Source organism: Nocardia sp. BMG51109, assembly GCF_000526215.1.
GTDB lineage: Bacteria > Actinomycetota > Actinomycetes > Mycobacteriales > Mycobacteriaceae > Nocardia.
The window spans coordinates 4,977,391-4,996,913 of sequence record NZ_JAFQ01000004.1 but is presented as its reverse complement, the minus strand read 5'-3'; the positions used below and the strand labels follow the sequence as shown (position 1 = coordinate 4,996,913).

The following is a 19,523-nucleotide window of genomic DNA, read 5'->3' as shown; positions in this document are numbered from 1 at the left end:
AGGCGGCGGACGGAGCGGTGATGACGCGGAGCGAGACGGGCGAGTTCGACGGGCGGGGTGGGCGGATCTTCTGGCGGGCGTGGCTGCCCGAGGGCGAGGTGCGCGGGGCGGTGGCGCTCGTGCACGGGGTCGCCGAGCATTCGGGGCGGTACGAGCATGCCGGGGAACGGCTGGCGGACAGCGGGTTTGCCGTGTTCGCGCTCGATCACACCGGGCACGGCAGGTCCGCGGGCAGCACGGCGAATATCGAATCGGTGGATGCGGCCGCGGACAATGTCGCGGCCGTGCTCGATATCGCGTCGCGGCGGTATCCGGACATCCCCCGGTTCCTCGTCGCGCACAGCATGGGCAGCCTGATCACGCTGTACCTCGCCACCCGCGCACCGTTGGACGTCGCCGGGATCGCGGTGTCGGCGCCGCCGCTGGCGATCGAGGCGGGTACTCCCGTGCAGCGGCTGCTGGCTCCTCTGTTGAGTAGGTGGACACCGAATCTCGGTGTGCTGCAACTGGACTCGTCGCAGATCAGCCGCGATCCGGCGGTGGTGCGCGCCTACGACGCCGATCCGCTGGTGTTCCGCGGCAAGCTGCCCGCCCGCACCGGCGCCGAGATCCTCCGGGCGACCGAGACCGTCGTGGCCCGCCTGGACCGGCTCACCGTCCCGACCCTCGTGCTGCACGGCACCGCCGACACCCTTGCCGCGCCCGCGGGCGCCGACCTCATCGAACGGCGCGCGGGCGCGAAGGATCTGACCGTCGAGCGCTACCCCGGCCTCTACCACGAGGTTTTCAACGAACCCGAACGAGAGACCGTGCTGTCGGATCTGGTCGGCTGGCTGGACGACCACCTCGCCGCGTAGCGCTCGACCGCCGAACGTGTGATCGAGGTGCGGGTGCCGTCCGGCGCCGCGCTCGCTCCAAGCCGCAGGCGAACGGGACCAGCGACGATGACGACGATCTTGCGGCGGCGACCGGTGTCGAACCGTCCGCATTACGACCGACGGTGTTCAGCTGACCGCAACCGGCCGCTGTTACCGTGCGCGCGTGTCTGCACGCCTGGTGGTGAGTGTCCATGACGTGGCTCCGGCGACCGCCGCCGAGACCGCACGCTGGTGCGCGGATGCCGACGCGCTCGCGATCCCGGTGTCGCTCCTGGTGATTCCCGGGCCGTGGCGCGGCACCGGCCTGGCCGACGACCCCGACTACGGAACGTTCCTGCGCGAACGCCGCGCGCACGGTGACGAGATCATGCTGCACGGCTGGGAGCACCGCGCGCCGCGCGAGGGCGCACTACCCCGCCGCGTGGTGGCCGCGGCCGTGGCGCGGGGAGCCGCCGAATTCGCCGCCCTCGACACCGCCGCCACCGCCGACCGGCTGCGGCGGGCCATCGCGGTCATGGACGAGTCGGGCCTGACCACCACCGGTTTCACCCCGCCCGGTTGGCTCGCCTCCCCGGCCGCCGAGCGGGAGCTGTGCCGAGCGGGATTCACCCATACCACCGACCACTTCGGCGTGCGGGACCTGCGCTCCGGCAGGCGAATTCGCGGCTTCGCGCTGTCGCAGCGACCGGCCGGCCGGGGCGAGAGCGCCGCGGCCGGACTCATGCGCGTCATGGCCCGCCGCACCGCGCGGCGCGGCGGATTCGTCCGCATCGCACTGCATCCCGACGACCTGCACCGCCCACGCCTGCGCGACACCGCCCTGCGCGCGATCGAGTCGGCCCTGTCCGCGGGCGCCCGCGCCACCACCTACGCCGAGGTAATCGGGTGAAACCCCGCACCCGGCGCCCGACCACGATTCCGGACGAGCCCGGCGGGACACCCACCACCGGATCGCCGGTCACCCGGGAATCCACAGTGCCTGCGCGGCAACGCTGTCCGCACGGTCGGGGCGGCGCTTCCCGGTGGCGTCGGCACCGCCTACGCCGAGACGATCCGGCGACACCCGGGCGCCCGTCCCCGGCGCCGGACGCGTTCGACCCGACACCGACGGCCGGCGGCACACCACCCGTTGCCGCGCCACGGACAATGGGTATATCCGTGGGTGTACCCGCCGGAGATCGCCGCACCGTGCCCGACGAGGAGACCTGCTGATGCGTATCGTGCAGCTGGCCAACTTCTACACCCCCGCTTCCGGCGGACTGCGCACCTGTGTCGACGAGATCGGGCGCGGATATCTGGCCGCCGGTCACGAGCGCGTGCTGGTGGTGCCGGGCCTGGCCGACGCCGACGAACTCACCCCCGCCGGTCGGCGAATCACGGTGCGGGGGCTGCGTTTCGGTACCGCGGGCTACCACGTGCTCACCGCGCGGCGCACCCGGCCGCTGCTCGAGCGCCTGCGGCCGGACGTCCTGGAATGCAGCGACAAGCTGAGTATGCGCTGGCTGGCCCCGTGGGCACGCCGCGCCGGCGTGCCGCTGGTGCTGTTCTCCCACGAACGCATCGACGCCATCCTGCGCACCCGCGTACCGCCCGGATTCCCGCTCATCACCGCCGCCGACCTGGCCAATCGCCGGCTGGCGACCCGGGTCGACCGGATCGTCGTCACCTCGGACTTCGCGCGGGCCGAATTCGCGCGCATCGGCGCCGACCACGTGTCGCGCATTCCGCTGGGCGTCGACCTGGACACCTTCCGCCCGCTGGATGTTCCGGCCACGGCATCCGGACCCGTCCGGTTGATCCTGGTCAGCCGCCTGTCCCGGGAGAAACACCCGGAACGCGCGATCGAGGCGCTCCCTCTGCTGCGGCACGGCGCCGTCGACGCCGAACTCACCGTGGTCGGCGACGGCCCGCTGCGCGACGGCCTGGGACAGCTGGCGGCCGATCTCCCCGTGCGGTTCGCCGGCCACGTCTCCGACCGCCATGCCGTCGCGGCCGCCCTCGCCGCCGCCGATATCGCGCTGTGCCCCTCCCCCGCGGAGACCTTCGGGCTCGCCGTCCTCGAGGCCCTCGCGTGCGGCACCCCGGTCGTCGTCCCGCGCGCCGGAGCCGCCCACGAACTGCTCGGCCCGCCGGGCTCGGGCCTCGCCTGCGACGGCAGCCCGGCCGGTCTCGCCGCCGCCGTCCACACCCTGCTGGCGCTTCCCGCCGAAACCCGCCGCGGCGCCGCCCGGCACACCGCCGAACGCTTCCCCTGGTCGCGGACGGTCACCGAAATGCTCAGGCTGTACGCCGATTTCGAGCCCGCCCTGCGCTCGGCGTGAACATGCCGTGATCGTCGCCACAGCCGCCCGGTCCCCGAGCACCGTAGCGATGGCCTTCCGGCCGGAACGCCCGCAACTGCCCGCCACCGGCAATCCCGCCGGCGCCGCCGTCGTGCTGGAGCTACGGTCCGGCCGAGGGCTCGCCCGGTCGGCTGTCCTGCGCGGCAACGACTCCCGTGCACGCGTCCACGACGGCCGGTTCCCGCAGATCCCGCTCGTCGTGCAGCGTGGGCGAGTTCGCCAGCAGCACAACCCCGCCGACCACGACCGCGGCGGCCGCGACCACCCCGGCCGGATGCGGCTGCGCGGCGGTGGTGACGAACAGGGTGAGACCCGCTATGTAGCTCAGGGCCGGGTCGGTGATGGTCATCGTGGTCAGGGCGGTGGGGAGCGAGCCGCGGGCGAACGCCTCCTGGGTGAGGACGCCGCCGACGACAGTGGTCAGTGGTACTCCGAGCCAGGCCCAGTGCAGCTGCGGCAGGACGGGTGTCGCCACCGTGACCAGCACAGCGGTTGTGGCGAAACAACATCCGGCGGCCATCGCGGTCAGTGCCGAACGCAGTTGCGCCCCACCGGTCATGCGCCCCAGGACCAACAGGACGACGACCGCCCCGAGCACCGCGCACCCCGCGATCGGAAGCCGCTCCAGGCGCACCGATCCGTGCGGGGTCCCCTGGGCGACAAGCAGTACCAGCCCGGCACACACCGCGACCGTGCCCGCCCAGTCCCGGCGCAGCAGCCGGGTCCGGCGCCGCCGGGCCGCCAGCGGCAGCGCGAACAGCAACTGCACCACCAGCAACGCCTGCACCGTCGAGATCGCCCCGTACCGCAGGGCCGCGGCGTGACAGACGAACCCGGCGACGCTGAGCCCCTGCCCCACCAGCCACCGCCGCCCGGTGAGCAGGGTGCGGGCGATCCCGAGCACCGCCAGGGTCCCGGACTCGCCCCGCGCCAGCGCCGCACTGCGGGCGCTGCTCTGCTGTAACGCCGCCGCCACCGCGAACAGCAGGGCGGCCAGCAGCGCGAGCGCGCCACCGGCCGCCCCTGGGCCCAGGGTGATCACGATGCCCATCCTCGGCCGTCCGGGTTAATCCCGGATGTCGCCGGAATATGGATCTACCGACTATTTGTAGGACGACAGGCAGGCGCCCTCGCCGTCGAGCACACCGGTCCGGAACGCCTCCAGCCGCTCGTAGCCGCTCGGTACCACCTTGCCGTCCACGTCGGCGGCCGCGAGACCGTCCGACAGCAGGCCGGAGACGGCCGAGTCGAGATCACCGGAGGTCAGCCGCGGATCGCTGTTCGGATCGCTGAGCTTGGTGGTGATCACCCCCGACAGGCACGCCGTGCGCAGGCCCGCCGTTTCCGGACCGGACAGCGGCATGTTGCGGTCCTTCTCCACCGCCAGCGCATACCGCGAGATGAACACCAGGAAGGCGTCGTAGTTGCCCGCCACCATGGCCGACAGCGGCTCGTCCGCACCGGACACATTCGCCCGGCCCGACAACCGCGGCACGTCGGTGCCGATCGTGTTCTTCGCCGGGCAGTACGACACCGGTTCGGCCGCGGCATTCTTCGGACAGGCCGCGGCGACGCCGGAGTAGTCGTAGCGAGGCGGCTGCGGCACCGGGTAGATCCGGCCCAGCGCCTGAGCGACCGTATCGAGCGACGGCTGATCGACCGGGAGCTGGTTCTCCTTGTCGCCCTCCTCGAAGCTGTCGGGCAGCCCGCCGCGGCGCTGCTTGATCTCCTTGCGGTCGATGGTCTTACAGCTCTCCGTGCCTTCCTGCCAGCCGAGCTGCACCGCGGTCACCCGCTCGAACGCCGAACCGTGCGAGTTGTTCTTCCCCTCCGGATCGTGGTCGCGCACGGCCACCGTCGCGCCCAGCACGCCGTTGAGGCCCTTGGTGGTGTCGAGGGTGAAATGCGCCGAATTGCCCTCTGCCGCATGGCGCAGGAACACCCCGGCGAAGCAGTCCGCCTGCTGCTCCAGCACGAGTTCCGGGGTGAAGAACCCGTTGAGCCGGGCCTGACTCTGCAGCGAGTGCCCGTATTCGTGAGCGAGCACCATCACCACCGCCATCGGGCCGTACTTGTCGGTGACCAGCGGCAGCAGCTTGCCCCGGTCCCAGCCGATCGTCTTGTCCAGCTTGCAGTAGGCGGCGTTGACCATGCGGTAGGTCGACGACTTGCAGAAACTGACCGCCTGATCCTGGGGAGCGCGGGCGTCCCACGAGATGAACCGGTCCACCGGCTGGAACGTGCCCTTGAAGAACTTCGAGTACTCGACGCCCCAGTAGTCCTGCAGGTCCGCCAGCGCATTCAGCGCCAGCCGGTCCATCTCGCCGCCGTCACCGTTCTCGGCGCGCAGCGGTCCGTCCGGAACTCCCGCGCGCGGGCCGCTGGGGCCGCTACCCTGCGTCGCACCCGCCAGCGCCCACGGATTGCCGGGATCGGTCGCCGCGGCCTTCTGCACCGTCGGACTGCCCGGCTCGCCGCCGCAGCCGGCCGCTGCCAGGCCGAGCACCAGCAGTCCCGCCAGCGCCGCGAACCGCAGCCGTGAATGTCGTATCAACTTGTTTCGCCTCCCCGAATACCGCTGTGTCTCACCCGGACCGATCCGGATCCGCGCCAGCGGTCCCCCCGTCTCCGAGCGCCCACATCGTAATCTCATCCGGGGCCGATGGCGCAACGTCCGCGCGAATTCGCCGCCGGTTCAGGCGAGACGGGGCAGATCGTCCTCGCCGCGTCCTTCATCCTCGGCGGCCTCACCAAGGCCGCCCTCCCCAAGGACAAGCTGCGCGACCCGATGCCGTGGGTCGACGACCTGTCCCAACGGGCGGTGATCGGCATCGGGGCGGTCGAGGTGCTCGGCGGCGGAGTGGTATTGCCTTGGGCGACAGGCATTGCCGAGGTGCCCACCCCGATCGCGGCCGTCGGGCTGGCGCTGGTGATGGTCGGCGGCTTCGCCACGCACCTGCGGCGCGGCGAGTACGCCCGCTCGCTGTCCAATGTCGTCCTGTTCGTTATCGCCGTGCTCGTGGCAATCGGCCGTTTCGCCTGACCGGCAACGAGATTCGGCGTGTTGCCCGATGGGTCGGCAACGCCGGACGGCTGCTGCGGCGGCGATATGCCGCTGGACCGCGCGGCGCCCGGCTGTCCCGGAATTCTGCTCGGGTGTAGCGGAGAGGATTTCCGTTCCGGCGCGCGGCAGACAGAGCCTCCGCTTCCAGCACGACCGACAGCAGCCCGGCACTATCGACAGGACCTCGCTACGAAGGCTGAACCGAAAGCGGGTGCGATGAACGACATCGATCCACCCGAACTGCGGATGCGCCCTCCGTACGGATCGGCGGGCGGGGCTTCCGGGGCAGGTGCGTGCACGGTTGTCCGGCACAACCGACGGGGCCTCCGACCACACACAGCCGCCGTACCTCCCGTTCCGGCACGCGGCGGACAGGCTCGGCGATCATGCCTCGGCGGGGTGCGGCCGATGATCCTGAGGCCGCATGGTTCTCGGAGCTGTTGTGGGCATCGTCGGCAGGCAGGTCCTGAGGGGACGGGAATCTCCCCGGCCAGCGGCCGCGTTGCTTCCGGGGAGTAGAACCGGCCGTGACGACAACGGGTGGACCGCGGTCCGCCGGACAGGGACGGAAACAGATGACCCTTCGCCAGTACGAGTACGCCCTGGCTGTCGCCGAGGCGGGCTCGGTGACGGCGGCGGCGGAACTGCTGCACGTGGCGCAACCGTCGATGTCGCAGCAGATCCGCGGCCTGGAGCGGGAACTCGGCGTACAGCTGTTCGCCCGCACGCCGACCGGGCTGGTGCCGACCGTGGTCGGGCGCGCGTTCCTGCGGGAGGCGGAGGTCGCGGTGAGCGCGGCGCGGCGGGCGCGGGCGACGGCCCGCGCCGGCGCCGAGGAACTGGTGGGCGAGCTGCTGGTCGCGGCGCAGATGGGTTTCGGCACGCGGCAGCTGCCGGGCGCGCTGAGCGCGTTGCGCCGCCGCTTCCCTCGGCTCGAGGTCACCGTCTTCGAGGAGCCCAGCTCCGCCGAGCTGGACCGCCTGTGTCGCCAGGGCGTACTGGATCTCGCCCTGATGGCGGCATGCGACCGGTCCCCCGACGACGCCCACCACCTCGGCGACGAGGAGTTCGTCGTGGTGCTGGGCGCCGGGCACCGGCAGCTCGCGACGGACCGCGTCGACCTGCGCGAGCTGGCGGGCGAGCCGTGGGTGCGGTTCGACCGCGACAGCGCGCTCGACGCCGTGCTGCTGGAGGTGTTGCGGCACAACGCACTGACCCCGATCACGGCCGCCCGCGTATCCCAGACGGCGACGGCCGTGCGCTGGGCCGCCCACGGACTGGGGGTGACACTCGTCCCGGCCTCCGCGGTGCCCCACGGCTACGAGCACCTCGTGCGCCCGGTGTCCCCCGTCGTGACCCAGCCCGTCATCGCCGTGCTCCGGCACGACTCCGGCCCGGCGGAGACGGCCCTGCTCGACCTCCTGCGCCAGGAGACCTGGGACAACTCGGCCTCATTCGCGCCGGTGGCCTGACGGCGGCGCAAGAAGCAGGTGCCGCTGAGACTCACGAGCGGCCGGCGCGCGTTATCGACAGAAACAGGCTCAGAGTTGGGTGGCGCCTCCGTCCACGGCGAACTCGGCACCGGTGGTGTACGTGGCGTCGAAGGCGAGAAATGCTGCCGCCCTGGCGACCTCGTCGGGCGTGCCGAAACGCCGCATGGGATTGTCCGCGACCCGCTCCGCCTTGAACTGCTCGGCGGCCGCCTCGGTCATCGTATTCTCCAGAATTCCCGTATCGATGGGTCCGGGGCTGACCGCGTTGACCCGAATTCCGCGCGGCAGCAGCTCGCGGGAGAGGCTGCGGGCCATCGAGCGCAGCGCCGCCTTGCCCGCCGCATAGACACTGGTCTCCAGCATGCCGATAACGTTCGCGATCGAGGTGGTGAGAACGACGCCGGCGCCCGGGCTCAGCAGCGGTGCAAGTTTCTGCACCGTGAAGAAGGCGCCCTTGACGTTGATCGCGAACAGCTCGTCGTACACCTCCTCGGTGGTCGACTTGAAGGGTGTCAGGGGTGCGATGCCGGCGTTGACGAACAGGGCCTCGATCGTGCCGAATTCGCTCTGCACGCGGTCGGCCAGGGCATCCAGGTCCGATAGTGCGGCCACATCGCCGCGGACGGCCACCACATTCTTGCCGAGCCGCTCCCGCGCGGCATCGAGCGTGGCCCGAGAACGGCCGGTGATCACCACGCGTGCTCCGCCGTCGGCCAGCAGTTGCGCCATCGCAAATCCGATGCCATTGCCACCGCCCGTGATTACCACGCTCTTGTCGCTGTATTTACCCATGGCAGAACTTCTTTCGCTCACATCTCGGTTATGCGCCTGATGCACCGGGGCCGGAATGGTGTCGTCGTCACCGGTGGAATTCACCGCCGTCCACGACGAGGCTGCTCCCGGTCAGCCAACTCGCCCGGCCGGAGACGAGGAACAGCACCGCGTGGGCGATGTCATCGGGCGAACCATCGCGCCCCAGCGGCACGGCCGGAACGTCGCTCTGGCCCGGCGCGGCACCCATCTGCGCCCACTGCTCCCGCGTCGCCTCACCGCCGGGAGTGGCGGTCCTGCCCGGAGACACGGTGTTGACCCGGATTCCGAACGGGGCCAGCTCGGAGGCCAACCCCCGGCTGTAGTTCTCCAGCGCCGCCTTCGCCGCCGTGTAGTGCAGGAACGGCGCGACCGCGGCCGGGACCGCGGCCGAGGAGACGTGCACGATCGCCCCCGAACCCCGTTCCCGCATCCCCGGTGTCAGCAGCGCGTCCAGCCGCACCGACGCCAGCAGGTTCAGGTCCAGCGCGTCCTGCCACTCCTCGTCGGGAATGGCCGAGCTGCCCGGGTGTGGCCGCGCCCCACCCGCGTTGTGGACCAGGATGTCCACCCCGCCCAGCTCCTGCCGCGCGGCCGCGGCGAGCGCCTCCGCTCCGGCCCGGGTCCGCACGTCGGACTGCACGAAGGCGGCCCCCTCGGGCACCGTGCCCGTCGCCGACTTGGCGGTCGCGAGCACCTCGGCGCCCGCGTCCAGAAGTTGGCGCACGACGGCCGCCCCGATACCCCGGGAACCACCCGTTACCAGAGCGCGCTTTCCCGCGAGTTCCCGCGTTGCCGATCCGTTTTCGACAGTGGTCATTGCCACCCTTTCCATTGCGTATCCGTCCGCTCGACGGAAGAAGTCGGCATGCGCAGAACGTGAATATCCGCCAGGAGTCGCAGTGCGCATATCGTCGAGCTGCTTCACGGTAAGTCCCGAAAATAACGAAAGGCAAAGACGAAATTGCAGTGTGCGCCATAGGAGGTTCCTATACCCCTCCGACCGTGGCCGGCGGGTTGACGCTTCAGCGGGGAGAAACCATATCCATCCGGCACTCCGGCCATTCACCAGCTCGTCGCCATGACGCAGCCGGAAACCCCTCGGCCTCACATCATTTCCCGGTCACCGCACGCAAGGGCCTGCAGTTCGGAGTCGAACGTCGGGTGAGGACTCGTCCGTGCGACAGCGGCGCGGCGGATACTCGGACAAAGCGCTGAGTCGATCGGCAAGGTCGGACTTTACTGTCGCATCGGACGTTCCACTACCCGGCTGCTCAAAGCCTCGTGCCGCTCCTTCGTGTGGTCGTCGGCCGAACAGTACCGACGGCCGACGACCACACGAAGGAGCAGATTACAGACCGAGGTAGAGCCTTACGGCGTCCTCGAGGAGGTTCATGTCCTCGCGATCCAAATACGCCACCATGTCGCCGTGGATATAAGACCACGCCGTAGCGTCGGCCGCGCTGCTCATATCCGCGACAGGCAGTGCCCAGGTCGATGCGATAGACAGCGCCGCGGATCACCAGGCATCAGGTTCGCGGTTCAGGTCCTCACCGCTGGCATCGATACGTTCGGCATCCTGTTGAGCAGCCAATACCCATTCCCTGCGGTCCAGTTCGTGCAGGGCTCGGCGAATCACGTCGGATTTGGTTTCCCCCGGCTTGGCCAGCTTGTCCAGCAGTTCTTGTTCCGCGGGCGCCAAGCGGATGCCGGTGGTGCTTCTGGTGCCCTTCTTGGCGGCGGCGTGCACAGCCCGCTGACCCCTCCCGGTCTTGGTGCCCATAAGTCCAGTGTAAGCGCGCCGTGCAACACATGTGCAACGGCGGCGGCGCTCAGTCCTGTTTGCGGTGGGGGACGAATTCCAGGGTGAGGAGGGCCAAGGCGGTGAAGACTATTTCGCGCCAGCGGATCAGGACGTAGCGCTGGTTGGCGAAGGAGTTGAACTTGCGGAGGAAGCGGTAGAGGGATTCCAGGCGGATCAGGGGGTCGAGGATGCGGGCGGCGGCGTAGAGGGTCTGGCGGGAGCGGCTGCGCTCCTTTTCGGCGAACAGTTCGGGGAACGCCGCGAATGCCAGCGAGATGCGGTGCAGGCCCGTGGCCTTGCCGTACTCGACCAGGTCCACGATCATGCGCTCGTCCAGGCCGTTGGGGGCGTTCTTGCTGCGCCAGGGCACGTCCAGGCTCAGCTCGGCGCCGCCGCCGGATTCGCCGTAGCGCTGGAAGCCGGCCACGCGGCCGTCGGCGTCGCGGGCGATCACCAGCAGCATGCCGGGATGGCGGCCGTCGAGCAGGTGGTCGAGGATCATCGAGAAGCCGCGGGTCTGGCGGCCCTTGCCCCATTCGTCGACGATGTCGAACAGGGTGCTGCGCAGCGAGGTGTCCAGTTCGATCTCGCGGACGATCTCGGTGGTCACCCCGAAGTTGCGGGTGCGGCTGACCGCCTGGCGCAGATTGCGGAACTTGCGGCCCACCATATCGAAGGTGTCGACGTCGACGACCACGTCGCGGCCGATCGGAATCGCGCGCAGGCCGGGATGCTCCACGGCCCGGTCGCGCCACAGCTCCACGACCTCCGGGCTGGCGCCGAGCACCGCGACGCGCCAGCCGTGGTTCATCGCGAACTCGGAGAACTCGCCGATCAGCGCCGGGAACGCGGACCGATTGCCGACCGGGTCGCCGGCCACCACCGCGATACCGAACCGGGCCCGGTAACCGAGGGCCGCGGTCGAATCCGCGCCGAAGTAGTAGCTCTTCGCCGAGTGCAGCGCGAACGGTGCGAGCGGGTCGCCCGTCGTGCGGTCCACCAGCGCCGCCACCCGGTACTGCTGGTCGGGCTGCGGGCGCGAGGACTGCGGCAGCATCAGGATCCAGCCGGTCGAGGCCAGGCAGACGAATCCCACGCCGGGATGGCTGTTGTGGTAGACGATGTTCGAGACGCCGAGCACGACGACCGCCGCCGTGAAGTGCGGCAGCGTGATCGGCCGGCGCAGATGCAGCCCGCGCGCCACGAACAGCCCCGACAGCGACACCGCCACGAACCAGCCGTGGTCGACGCCGTGGCGCGAGGCGCGGTCGGCCGCGTACACGAGCACCACGCCCACGACCACCAGCACCACGATCAGCGGCACCCGCACCACGGGGGCCGGCGTCAGCGAGACGTCGCGATAGGTTCTCCGGTAGCCGGTGACGGCCGAGTTCATTTCCGTCACGTCACAGCCCCCGTCCGCACCGCGATCGCCGTGCCGGCCGATGGGCGTGCCGCACGTCCACAAACTTGTTCGTCATGCCGTCCTCCCGATGGTCACGTCCCGCACAGGGTGCAGAACGAACGTTCCGGTCGGTAACACCCGATCCGTCCGGTGCGCGGCTCCGTGCGCCCCGGCAGACGTTGCGCCCTCTCCGAAACGACCTCTCCCCCGAATCATAGGATGAATCGGGCGGAACACCGCCCACCGGGTGTCAACCGATACCCCGCCGTCGATGTTCCCGCAACGTATTATGCGTTGCGCCGCACCGTAATCCGACCGTGACCATCGGGCCGTAATACCCGGGCACCAGGCACCGACAGCATCGCCCGCTGGGCGTCACAAAAATCGGCCGGGACCGCCCCATCGGCGAACCGGCAACCACAACGTCGACGAGGGCCCGGCACTACCGCATCGACCAGGCCGAGCCTCGGGCAGCGCCGACCGCCACCCCGATCACCGTGCGACGCCCAGGGCACTGCGCGAACCCGGCCGCTCAGGCCCCGAAGACCCGCTCCACCACGGTCTTGGCCCGGCGGGTGACGCGCATGTAGTGATCGAGGAATTCGCTGCCGTCGTCGTTCGGCCACCCCGCGACCCTGGCCACGGCCGATAGTAGGCGGCCCGGACCGGGCAGCTGATCGGCCGGCTTGCCCCGGACCAGCACCAGCGCGTTGCGGGCGCGGGTGGCGGTCAGCCAGGCGTCGCGCAGCAGGGCGACGTCCTCGGCATCGAGCAGTTCGGCCCGCTCGATGGCGTCCAGGGACTCCAGCGTGGAGGTGTTGTGCAGCTCCGGCACCTCGTGGGCGTGCCGCAGCTGCATCAGCTGCACGGTCCATTCGACATCGGCGAGACCGCCGCGCCCCAGCTTGGTGTGGGTGGCGGGATTCGCACCGCGCGGCAGCCGCTCGGAATCGACCCGGGCCTTGATCCGGCGGATCTCGCGCACCGCGTCGGCCGACACCCCGCCCTCCGGATAGCGCACCTTGTCGATCATGTGCAGGAACCGCACGCCCAGCCGCTGATCGCCGGCGACCTGGTGGGCGCGCAGCAGCGCCTGCATCTCCCAGGACTGCGCCCACTGGTGGTAGTACGCCTCATACGCGGCCAGCGTGCGGACCAGGGCACCGTTGCGGCCCTCCGGGCGCAGGCCGGCGTCCACCTGCAGCGGCGGATCGGTGCTCGGCGCGCCCAGCAGCCGCTGCACCTGCTCGGCGACGCCGATCGCCCACTTCACCGCGACCGTCTCGTCGGCGCCCGGCCGCGGATCGCAGACGAACAGCACATCCGCATCGGAGCCGTACCCCAGCTCCTTGCCGCCGAGCCGGCCCATCCCGATCACGGCGATATCGGCCGGCGCGGCGGTCCCCAGCTCGGCCTCGCCCGCCCGGATCACCGCCTGCAGCGCGGCCTCCAGCACGGCCACCCACACCGAGGACAGCGCCCGGCACACCTGCGGCACCTCGAGCATGCCGAGCACGTCGGCGGAGGCGACGCGGGCCAGTTCGTGGCGGCGCAGCGACCGCGCCGTCTGGATCGCGCGCCGCGGCTCCTCGTACCGGGCGGCGCCGGCGAGAATGCCGCCCCGCACGTCGTACAGCTTGGGCGACAACAACAGTGGACCGTTCGGGCCGTCGGCGAACATCCGGATCGTCTCGGGCGCGTTGATCAGCAGGTCCGGCAGATACGCCGAGGAACCCAGCACGATCATCAGCCGCTCGGCGATGGCGCCCTCGTCGCGCAGCTCGCGCAGGAACCAGATCTGGTTCTCCAGCCCCTCCGAGACTCGGCGGTAGGCGAGCAGGCCCTGATCGGGATTCGGGGTGTCGCCCAGCCATTCCAGCAGCGTCGGCAGCAGCAGCGCCTGGATGCGGCCCTTGCGGCCGACCTCGGCGGTGAGCGCCTCCAGATGGCCGAGGGCGTTCTCCGGGGCGGCGTAGCCGAGCGCGGCCAGCAGCCGCACCGCGGCCTGCGGGCTCAGCCGCAGCGCATCGGCGTCCAGCCGCGCCACCGATTCCAGCAGCGGCCGGTAGAACAGCTTGGCGTGCAGCCTGCGCACCCGCACCGTGTTGCGCTTGATCTCGCTGCGCAGCACGCCCACCGCGTCCTGGCGGCCGTCGGGCCGCATATGCGCCGCGCGGGCCAGCCAGCGCATGCCCTCCTCGTCGTCGGCGGCGGGCAGGGTGTGCGTGCGCTTGAGCCGCTGCAGTTGCAGCCGGTGCTCGAGCAGCCGCAGGAACTCGTAGGAGGCGGTGAGGTTCGCGGCGTCGTCGCGGCCCACGTAGCCGCCCGCGGCCAGCGCCGTCAGCGCCTCCACCGTGCCCTGCACGTGCAGCGACTCGTCGGCCTTACCGTGCACCAGTTGCAGCAGCTGCACCGCGAACTCGACGTCGCGCAGGCTGCCCTGGCCCAGCTTCAGCTCGCGCTCGCGCAGATCCGCGGGCACCAGATCCTCGACGCGGCGGCGCATGGTCTGCACCTCGGCCACGAAATCGGTGCGCTCCGAGGCGTTCCAGACCATCGGCATCAGCGCGGCCCGGTACTCCTCGCCCAGCGCGAGGTCGCCGGTGGCGGGGCGGCCCTTCAACAGCGCCTGGAACTCCCAGGTCTTCGCCCAGCGCTTGTAGTAGGCCACGTGTGAGTCCAGCGTGCGCACCAGCGCGCCCGCCTTACCCTCCGGGCGCAGCGCCGCGTCCACCTCGAAGAAGGCGTTGGCGGCCACCGTCATCAGCTCCGCGGCCAGCCGGGTGGCGACCGTGTCGGCGGGTTCGGCCACGAACACCACGTCCACGTCGGACACGTAATTCAGTTCGCACGCACCGCATTTGCCCATCGCGATCACGGCGAGCCGCACCGGCACCGGATGATCGGGGCACACCCGCGCCACGGCGACCGACAGTGCCGCGGTCAGCGCCGCGTCGGCCAGATCGGTGAGATGACGGCCGACCCGCTGATAGGGCAGCACCGGTTCGTCCTCCACGGTGGCGGCCAGATCGTGCGCGGCCAGCAGCATCAGCTGATCGCGATACCGCTTGCGCAGCAACGCGATCGACTCCGGACCGGAGATCTCGGCCCGGAACAGCATCGGAGCTGTGCCGAATGCGGCGTACGCGGGGCCCTCCGTGGTTACGCTCGCTGCCGCCTCCGGGCCCGTCGCTCCCGCCGGGTGTGGACCGGTCTCCGGCACCGCACCCACCGCGTCGAGCAGATCGGCGACCAGCTCCCCGCGCCCGGGCAACTCCGCCCGCAGCAACTGCCAGCAGTCCGGGTCGGCGACCAGGTGGTCGGCGAACGCGCTGGACGACCCGATCAACGCGAACAGCCTGCCGCGCAAGGGGGTTTCGGCACGCAGCGCCGCGTCCAGGGCGTCCCAGCCGGGGCCCAGGCTCTCCCGCAGGCGCACCAGTGTCAGCAGTGCCAGATCGGCGTCGGGCGCGCGCGACAAGGCCCACAGCAACGGAACACTGTCGACGTTGTCCCAGGCCAACTCTCGCAGCGAAGCGGATGCCGTCGGCTCGAGGAGCCCGAGCCGTCCGGCACCGGGAACCACGGGACGGGCAGTCGGTGGCCGTACCATGCTCTCAAATTACATGGTCGGCCCGGCCACCGCGCCCACATGCCCCGGCAGCGGAGAAAGTGTTCTCAGTTCGTTCCGCAACCGGATGCCGACCTCACAGATCCAGGTACTCCTGAAGTTCGTACTGGGTGATCTGCGTGCGGTAACCGGCCCACTCGCGGCGCTTGTTGCGCAGGAAGAAGTCGAACACGTGCTCGCCGAGGGTCTCGGCGACCAGCTCCGAGCGCTCCATCGCCTTCAGCGCCTCGTCCAGGCTGCCCGGCAGTTCCTTGAAGCCCATCGCGCGCCGCTCGGCGGTGGTCAGCGACCAGACGTCGTCCTCGGCCTCCGGCGGCAGCGTGTAGCCCTTCTCCACGCCGCGCAGGCCGGCGGCCAGCAGCACCGCGAACGTCAGGTACGGGTTGCAGGCCGAATCGGGGCTGCGGACCTCGACCCGGCGCGAGGACTGCTTGTCGGGGGTGTACATCGGAACCCGCACCAGCGCAGAGCGATTCGACCGGCCCCAGGACGCGGCCGTCGGCGCCTCACCGCCGTGGATCAGGCGCTTGTAGGAGTTCACCCACTGGTTGGTGACGGCGCTGATCTCGTTGGCGTGCTCCAGGATTCCCGCGATGAACGCCCGCGCGGTCTCCGACAGGTTGACCGGATCGTCGGCGTCGGCGAACGCGTTCTGCTCGCCCTCGAACAGGCTCAAATGCGTGTGCATCGCCGAACCCGGGTGCACGGCAAAGGGCTTCGGCATGAACGACGCGCGCACGCCCTCATCGATGGCCACCTCCTTGATGAGGTAGCGGAAGGTCATCACGTTGTCGGCCATCGACAGCGCGTCGGCGTAGCGCAGGTCGATCTCCTGCTGGCCCGGTGCGCCCTCGTGGTGGCTGAATTCCACCGAGATACCCATCGACTCCAGCGCGTCGATGGCGTGCCGGCGGAAGTTCGGGGCCTCGTTGTGCACCGCCTGGTCGAAGAAGCCGCCGTTGTCCACCGGCACCGGGTTGCCGCCCTCCAGCTGCGGCTTCACCAGGAAGAACTCGATCTCCGGATGCACATAGCAGCTGAAGCCGAGATCGCCGGCCTTGTTCAGCTGGCGCCGCAGCACGTGCCGCGGATCGGCCCACGACGGCGAGCCGTCCGGCATCGCGATATCACAGAACATCCGGGCCGAATGCTGGTGGCCCTTGCTGGACGACCACGGCAGCACCTGGAACGTCGACGGGTCCGGTTTGGCGACCATATCGGCCTCCGAGACCCGCGCGAAGCCCTCGATGGCCGAGCCGTCGAAGCCGATACCCTCCTCGAAGGCCCCCTCCAGCTCGGCGGGGGCGATCGCGACCGACTTCAGATAGCCCAGCACGTCGGTGAACCAGAGTCGTACGAAGCGGATATCCCGCTCCTCGAGCGTCCGCAGCACGAATTCCTTCTGGCGATCCATGCTCGCGAGCGTAAGCATCCGGCGTTAAATCCGTGTTACATGGCCAATGCGGGGCTAATTAACGGAGTGTGAGGCCGGTCAACCGCACGTCAGCCCCTCTTCGGGCGGGGTGAGGTCGGTGAGGTAGCGGATCACGGCGTCGTCGACGCACGGCACGCCGCCGGACAGGAAGGCCGTGTGCCGGGTGCCCCGGTTGGTGATCAGCGCGGCATTCAGCTCCTTCGCCAGGTTCACCCCCGCCTCGTATGGCGTCGCCGGATCCTGGGTGGTGGAGATGACGACCGTCTTCGGCAGTCCGGGCGCGGTGATGTTGTGCGGAGCGCCGGAGGCGGGCATCGGCCAGAACGCGCACACCTCCAGCGGCGCCTGCCCGCTGGCGTGCCCGTCGTCGAGGAACGGGGCGACCTTGCGGTACTCGGCATCCTGCCGCGCGGCGACGTCCCGGTCCCTGACGGCCGGATCGTCGGCGCAGTGGATCGCCATGAACGCGTCCTGGGAGTTGTCGTAGCTGCCGTCCTTGCGCCGGCCGTCGTAGAGATCGGCCAGCCGCAGCAGGATGTCGCCCTTGCCGGTGGCCAGCTGGGTCAGCCCGGCGCTGAGCACGTTCCAGCTGTCCTCGGCGTAAAGCGTGTTCTGCACGCCGGTGATGGCATCGCTGTAGGTCAGGGCGCGGCCGTCGTCGGTGCCGACCGGCCGTTCCCACAGCGGCCCGACCAGCGCCTGGAACGTCGCCACCGCCTGGGCCGGATCGGTGCCCAGCGGGCAGTCCGGCCGGCTCGCGCAGTCGGCGGCGTAGGCGTCGAACGCCTGCTGGAAGCCGGCCGCCTGCTGCACCGACTCCTGGACCGGGTCGGCGTCCGGATCCAGCGCGCCGTCGAGCACCATGGCGCGGACCTTGTCCGGGAACTTCTCGGCGTAGGCCGAACCCAGCCGGGTGCCGTAGGAATAGCCCACGTAGTTGAGCTTCGGATCGCCGAGCACGGCACGGATCACGTCCATGTCCTGCACCACCTCGCGGGTGCCGACGTGGGCGAGGAAGTCGTTGCCGGTGCGTTCGGTGCAGCGCGAGACGAACCGCTTGTTGTCGTCCTCGGCGGCCGCGATGCCGGCCGGACTGTTGTCCTTCGGCGGCTCGGCGCGCTCGTCGTCCCATTCCTTGGCGTCGAGGCAGCTGATCGACGGGGTGGACGCGCCGACCCCGCGCGGATCGAACCCGATCCGGTCGAACCGCTGCGCGAGGGGGGTGTCCTGTCCCTGCTGCGCCATCCACAGGCCGGTCTGTCCGGGGCCGCCCGGATTGAACAGCAGCGAACCGACACGGTCACCAGCGGCCTTGATGCGCGAGATCGCGATCTGCGCGGTGGCGCCGTCGGGCCGGGCGTAGTCGACCGGCACCGTGACGTGGGCGCACTGCGCCTCGGCGGGAAAGCGGTCGGCGGAGTCGGCGAAACCGTTGCACTCGCGCCACTCGGGTTTCTGGTCGTAGAACTTCTCCAGCTCCGCCGGTGGCGCCGGTGCCGACGAGGCGCCGGGCCGGTCGTTCGTCGAGCTGGAGCAGGCTGTGACCACACCGATCGGGGCCACGCACGTCAGGGCCAGCACGGCTACCAGACGGCCGGTTCGCGACAAGGGCATGCCGGAGATCCTTGCAGACCGGGCGCTGTGACGAATTGCATGGTCGGCGCGGGTTAAGGCGGATGTCGGCCCGGTGGCACACTGAAAGCGTCCGGATTGGACGAGTCACGACAACCCGGGGACCCGCACGGGCCTCGAGGAGACGACGAAAGGGACGATGATGTCCGCATCCCAGGGAACAGCTGTATCCAGGGACAACACCGACACCACCACCGCCTACGGTGCCGCGCCGGCGACTTCCCGGAAGAAGACGCGAGTGCAGCACCTGCGGCAGCTGAAGTCCGCGGGCGAGAAGTGGGCGATGCTGACCGCCTACGACTACTCCACGGCGAAACTGTTCGACGAAGCCGGGATTCCGGTGCTACTGATCGGCGATTCGGCGGCGAACGTGGTGTACGGCTACGACACCACCGTGCCGATCACGACCGACGAGCTGATTCCGCTCGTGCGCGGCGTCGTGCGCGGCGCGCCGCACGCGCTGGTGGTCGCGGATCTGCCGTTCGGCAGCTACGAGGCCTCCCCCGAACTCGCGCTGGCCTCGGCCACCCGGTTCATGAAGGAGGGTGGCGCGCACGCGGTGAAACTCGAGGGCGGCGAACGGGTTTCCGAGCACATCGCCCGGCTGACCGCCGCGGGTATTCCCGTGATGGCGCATATCGGGTTCACCCCGCAGAGCGTCAACACGCTCGGCGGGTTCCGTGTCCAGGGCCGCGGCGACGGCGCCGAGCAGCTCATCGCCGACGCCATCGCGGTGCAGGAGGCGGGCGCGTTCGCGGTCGTCATGGAGATGGTCCCGGCCGAGCTGGCCGGGCAGGTCACCCGCAAGCTGACCATCCCGACCGTCGGCATCGGCGCCGGCGCGGACTGCGATGCCCAGGTGCTGGTGTGGCAGGACATGGCCGCCTACACCAGCGGCAAGACCGCCAAGTTCGTCAAGCATTTCGCCCAGCTCGGCGACCAGCTGCGCGGCGCCGCGGCCACCTACGCCGACGAGGTGCGGCAGGGCGTGTTCCCGGGTCCGGAGCACAGCTTCTGAGCACGGGCGGC

Annotated in this window: 15 protein-coding genes; 6 read left to right on the top strand and 9 right to left on the bottom strand. The window is 70.4% G+C overall.

Going from position 1 to position 19,523, the window contains the following annotated elements; all coding sequences use genetic code 11:
* Window positions 1-20 precede the first annotated feature (20 nt).
* From D892_RS0123975 to D892_RS0123965, 3 genes are all read left to right on the top strand, one after another.
* A complete protein-coding gene (locus D892_RS0123975) occupies window positions 21-857 on the top strand; it encodes an alpha/beta hydrolase (protein WP_024803664.1) in 837 nt (278 codons plus the stop codon).
* A gap of 184 nt (window positions 858-1,041) precedes the next feature.
* Window positions 1,042-1,767, top strand: a complete 726-nt coding sequence (locus D892_RS0123970; RefSeq protein ID WP_024803663.1) for a DUF2334 domain-containing protein — start codon at window positions 1,042-1,044, stop codon at window positions 1,765-1,767.
* A gap of 322 nt (window positions 1,768-2,089) precedes the next feature.
* Window positions 2,090-3,199 carry a glycosyltransferase gene (locus D892_RS0123965; protein WP_024803662.1) on the top strand — a complete coding sequence of 370 codons (1,110 nt, stop codon included), beginning with the start codon at window positions 2,090-2,092 and terminating at the stop codon, window positions 3,197-3,199.
* 121 nt (window positions 3,200-3,320) lie between these two features.
* Here the strand turns inward: D892_RS0123965 and D892_RS0123960 are convergent, their stop codons facing one another.
* Together D892_RS0123960 and D892_RS0123955 are read right to left on the bottom strand one after the other, a co-directional pair.
* Complete coding sequence (locus tag D892_RS0123960; RefSeq protein WP_232236151.1) at window positions 3,321-4,262, bottom strand: DMT family transporter; 942 nt, start codon at window positions 4,260-4,262, stop codon at window positions 3,321-3,323.
* A gap of 60 nt (window positions 4,263-4,322) precedes the next feature.
* Window positions 4,323-5,774 carry a metallopeptidase gene (locus D892_RS0123955; RefSeq protein ID WP_024803660.1) on the bottom strand — a complete coding sequence of 484 codons (1,452 nt, stop codon included), beginning with the start codon at window positions 5,772-5,774 and terminating at the stop codon, window positions 4,323-4,325.
* Window positions 5,775-5,882: 108 nt separating this feature from the next.
* Between D892_RS0123955 and D892_RS0123950 the strand changes: the two genes are divergently transcribed.
* Together D892_RS0123950 and D892_RS0123945 are read left to right on the top strand one after the other, a co-directional pair.
* Window positions 5,883-6,263 carry a DoxX family protein gene (locus D892_RS0123950; RefSeq protein WP_024803659.1) on the top strand — a complete coding sequence of 127 codons (381 nt, stop codon included), beginning with the start codon at window positions 5,883-5,885 and terminating at the stop codon, window positions 6,261-6,263.
* Window positions 6,264-6,859: 596 nt separating this feature from the next.
* On the top strand, window positions 6,860-7,756 hold the full coding sequence (locus D892_RS0123945; protein WP_024803658.1) for a LysR family transcriptional regulator: 897 nt from the start codon (window positions 6,860-6,862) through the stop codon (window positions 7,754-7,756).
* Between the two features lie 69 nt (window positions 7,757-7,825).
* On the opposite strand, the gene D892_RS0123940 is transcribed toward D892_RS0123945, so the two are convergent.
* The 7 genes from D892_RS0123940 to D892_RS0123905 all read right to left on the bottom strand — a co-directional run bounded on the left by D892_RS0123940 (window position 7,826) and on the right by D892_RS0123905 (window position 18,476).
* Window positions 7,826-8,569 carry an SDR family oxidoreductase gene (locus D892_RS0123940; protein ID WP_024803657.1) on the bottom strand — a complete coding sequence of 248 codons (744 nt, stop codon included), beginning with the start codon at window positions 8,567-8,569 and terminating at the stop codon, window positions 7,826-7,828.
* Window positions 8,570-8,636: 67 nt separating this feature from the next.
* Window positions 8,637-9,407: an oxidoreductase gene (locus tag D892_RS0123935; protein ID WP_024803656.1), complete on the bottom strand. Its 771-nt coding sequence runs from the start codon at window positions 9,405-9,407 to the stop codon at window positions 8,637-8,639.
* 699 nt (window positions 9,408-10,106) lie between these two features.
* The gene (locus tag D892_RS0123925) at window positions 10,107-10,370 is read right to left on the bottom strand and encodes a hypothetical protein (protein ID WP_156959662.1); all 264 of its coding nucleotides are present in this window, start codon (window positions 10,368-10,370) and stop codon (window positions 10,107-10,109) included.
* A gap of 49 nt (window positions 10,371-10,419) precedes the next feature.
* The gene (locus D892_RS0123920; protein ID WP_156959990.1) at window positions 10,420-11,787 is read right to left on the bottom strand and encodes a bifunctional lysylphosphatidylglycerol flippase/synthetase MprF; all 1,368 of its coding nucleotides are present in this window, start codon (window positions 11,785-11,787) and stop codon (window positions 10,420-10,422) included.
* Between the two features lie 541 nt (window positions 11,788-12,328).
* On the bottom strand, window positions 12,329-15,409 hold the full coding sequence (locus D892_RS0123915; protein WP_024803653.1) for a bifunctional [glutamine synthetase] adenylyltransferase/[glutamine synthetase]-adenylyl-L-tyrosine phosphorylase: 3,081 nt from the start codon (window positions 15,407-15,409) through the stop codon (window positions 12,329-12,331).
* Window positions 15,410-15,503: 94 nt separating this feature from the next.
* Window positions 15,504-16,841 carry a glutamine synthetase family protein gene (locus D892_RS0123910; protein ID WP_024803652.1) on the bottom strand — a complete coding sequence of 446 codons (1,338 nt, stop codon included), beginning with the start codon at window positions 16,839-16,841 and terminating at the stop codon, window positions 15,504-15,506.
* A 78-nt stretch (window positions 16,842-16,919) separates the two neighbouring features.
* Window positions 16,920-18,476 (bottom strand): alpha/beta hydrolase, encoded by a 1,557-nt coding sequence (locus tag D892_RS0123905; protein WP_156959661.1) that lies wholly within the window; start codon window positions 18,474-18,476, stop codon window positions 16,920-16,922.
* Window positions 18,477-18,636: 160 nt separating this feature from the next.
* Here D892_RS0123905 and panB point away from each other — a divergent pair, with 160 nt between their 5' ends.
* Window positions 18,637-19,512, top strand: coding sequence for a 3-methyl-2-oxobutanoate hydroxymethyltransferase (panB, locus tag D892_RS0123900; RefSeq protein WP_024803650.1), 876 nt, complete (start codon window positions 18,637-18,639; stop codon window positions 19,510-19,512).
* Window positions 19,513-19,523: the final 11 nt, after the last annotated feature.

Excerpts from the sequence above, each read along its gene's own strand:
- D892_RS0123975 (WP_024803664.1), top strand. The coding sequence starts at position 21 with ATGACGCGGAGCGAGACGGGCGAGTTCGACGGGCGGGGTGGGCGGATC.
- D892_RS0123965 (WP_024803662.1), top strand. The coding sequence starts at position 2,090 with ATGCGTATCGTGCAGCTGGCCAACTTCTACACCCCCGCTTCCGGCGGA.
- D892_RS0123950 (WP_024803659.1), top strand. The coding sequence starts at position 5,883 with ATGGCGCAACGTCCGCGCGAATTCGCCGCCGGTTCAGGCGAGACGGGG.
- D892_RS0123945 (WP_024803658.1), top strand. The coding sequence starts at position 6,860 with ATGACCCTTCGCCAGTACGAGTACGCCCTGGCTGTCGCCGAGGCGGGC.
- D892_RS0123940 (WP_024803657.1), bottom strand. The coding sequence starts at position 8,569 with ATGGGTAAATACAGCGACAAGAGCGTGGTAATCACGGGCGGTGGCAAT.
- D892_RS0123935 (WP_024803656.1), bottom strand. The coding sequence starts at position 9,407 with ATGACCACTGTCGAAAACGGATCGGCAACGCGGGAACTCGCGGGAAAG.
- D892_RS0123925 (WP_156959662.1), bottom strand. The coding sequence starts at position 10,370 with ATGGGCACCAAGACCGGGAGGGGTCAGCGGGCTGTGCACGCCGCCGCC.
- D892_RS0123920 (WP_156959990.1), bottom strand. The coding sequence starts at position 11,787 with ATGAACTCGGCCGTCACCGGCTACCGGAGAACCTATCGCGACGTCTCG.
- D892_RS0123915 (WP_024803653.1), bottom strand. The coding sequence starts at position 15,409 with ATGGTACGGCCACCGACTGCCCGTCCCGTGGTTCCCGGTGCCGGACGG.
- D892_RS0123910 (WP_024803652.1), bottom strand. The coding sequence starts at position 16,841 with ATGGATCGCCAGAAGGAATTCGTGCTGCGGACGCTCGAGGAGCGGGAT.
- D892_RS0123905 (WP_156959661.1), bottom strand. The coding sequence starts at position 18,476 with ATGCCCTTGTCGCGAACCGGCCGTCTGGTAGCCGTGCTGGCCCTGACG.
- panB (WP_024803650.1), top strand. The coding sequence starts at position 18,637 with ATGTCCGCATCCCAGGGAACAGCTGTATCCAGGGACAACACCGACACC.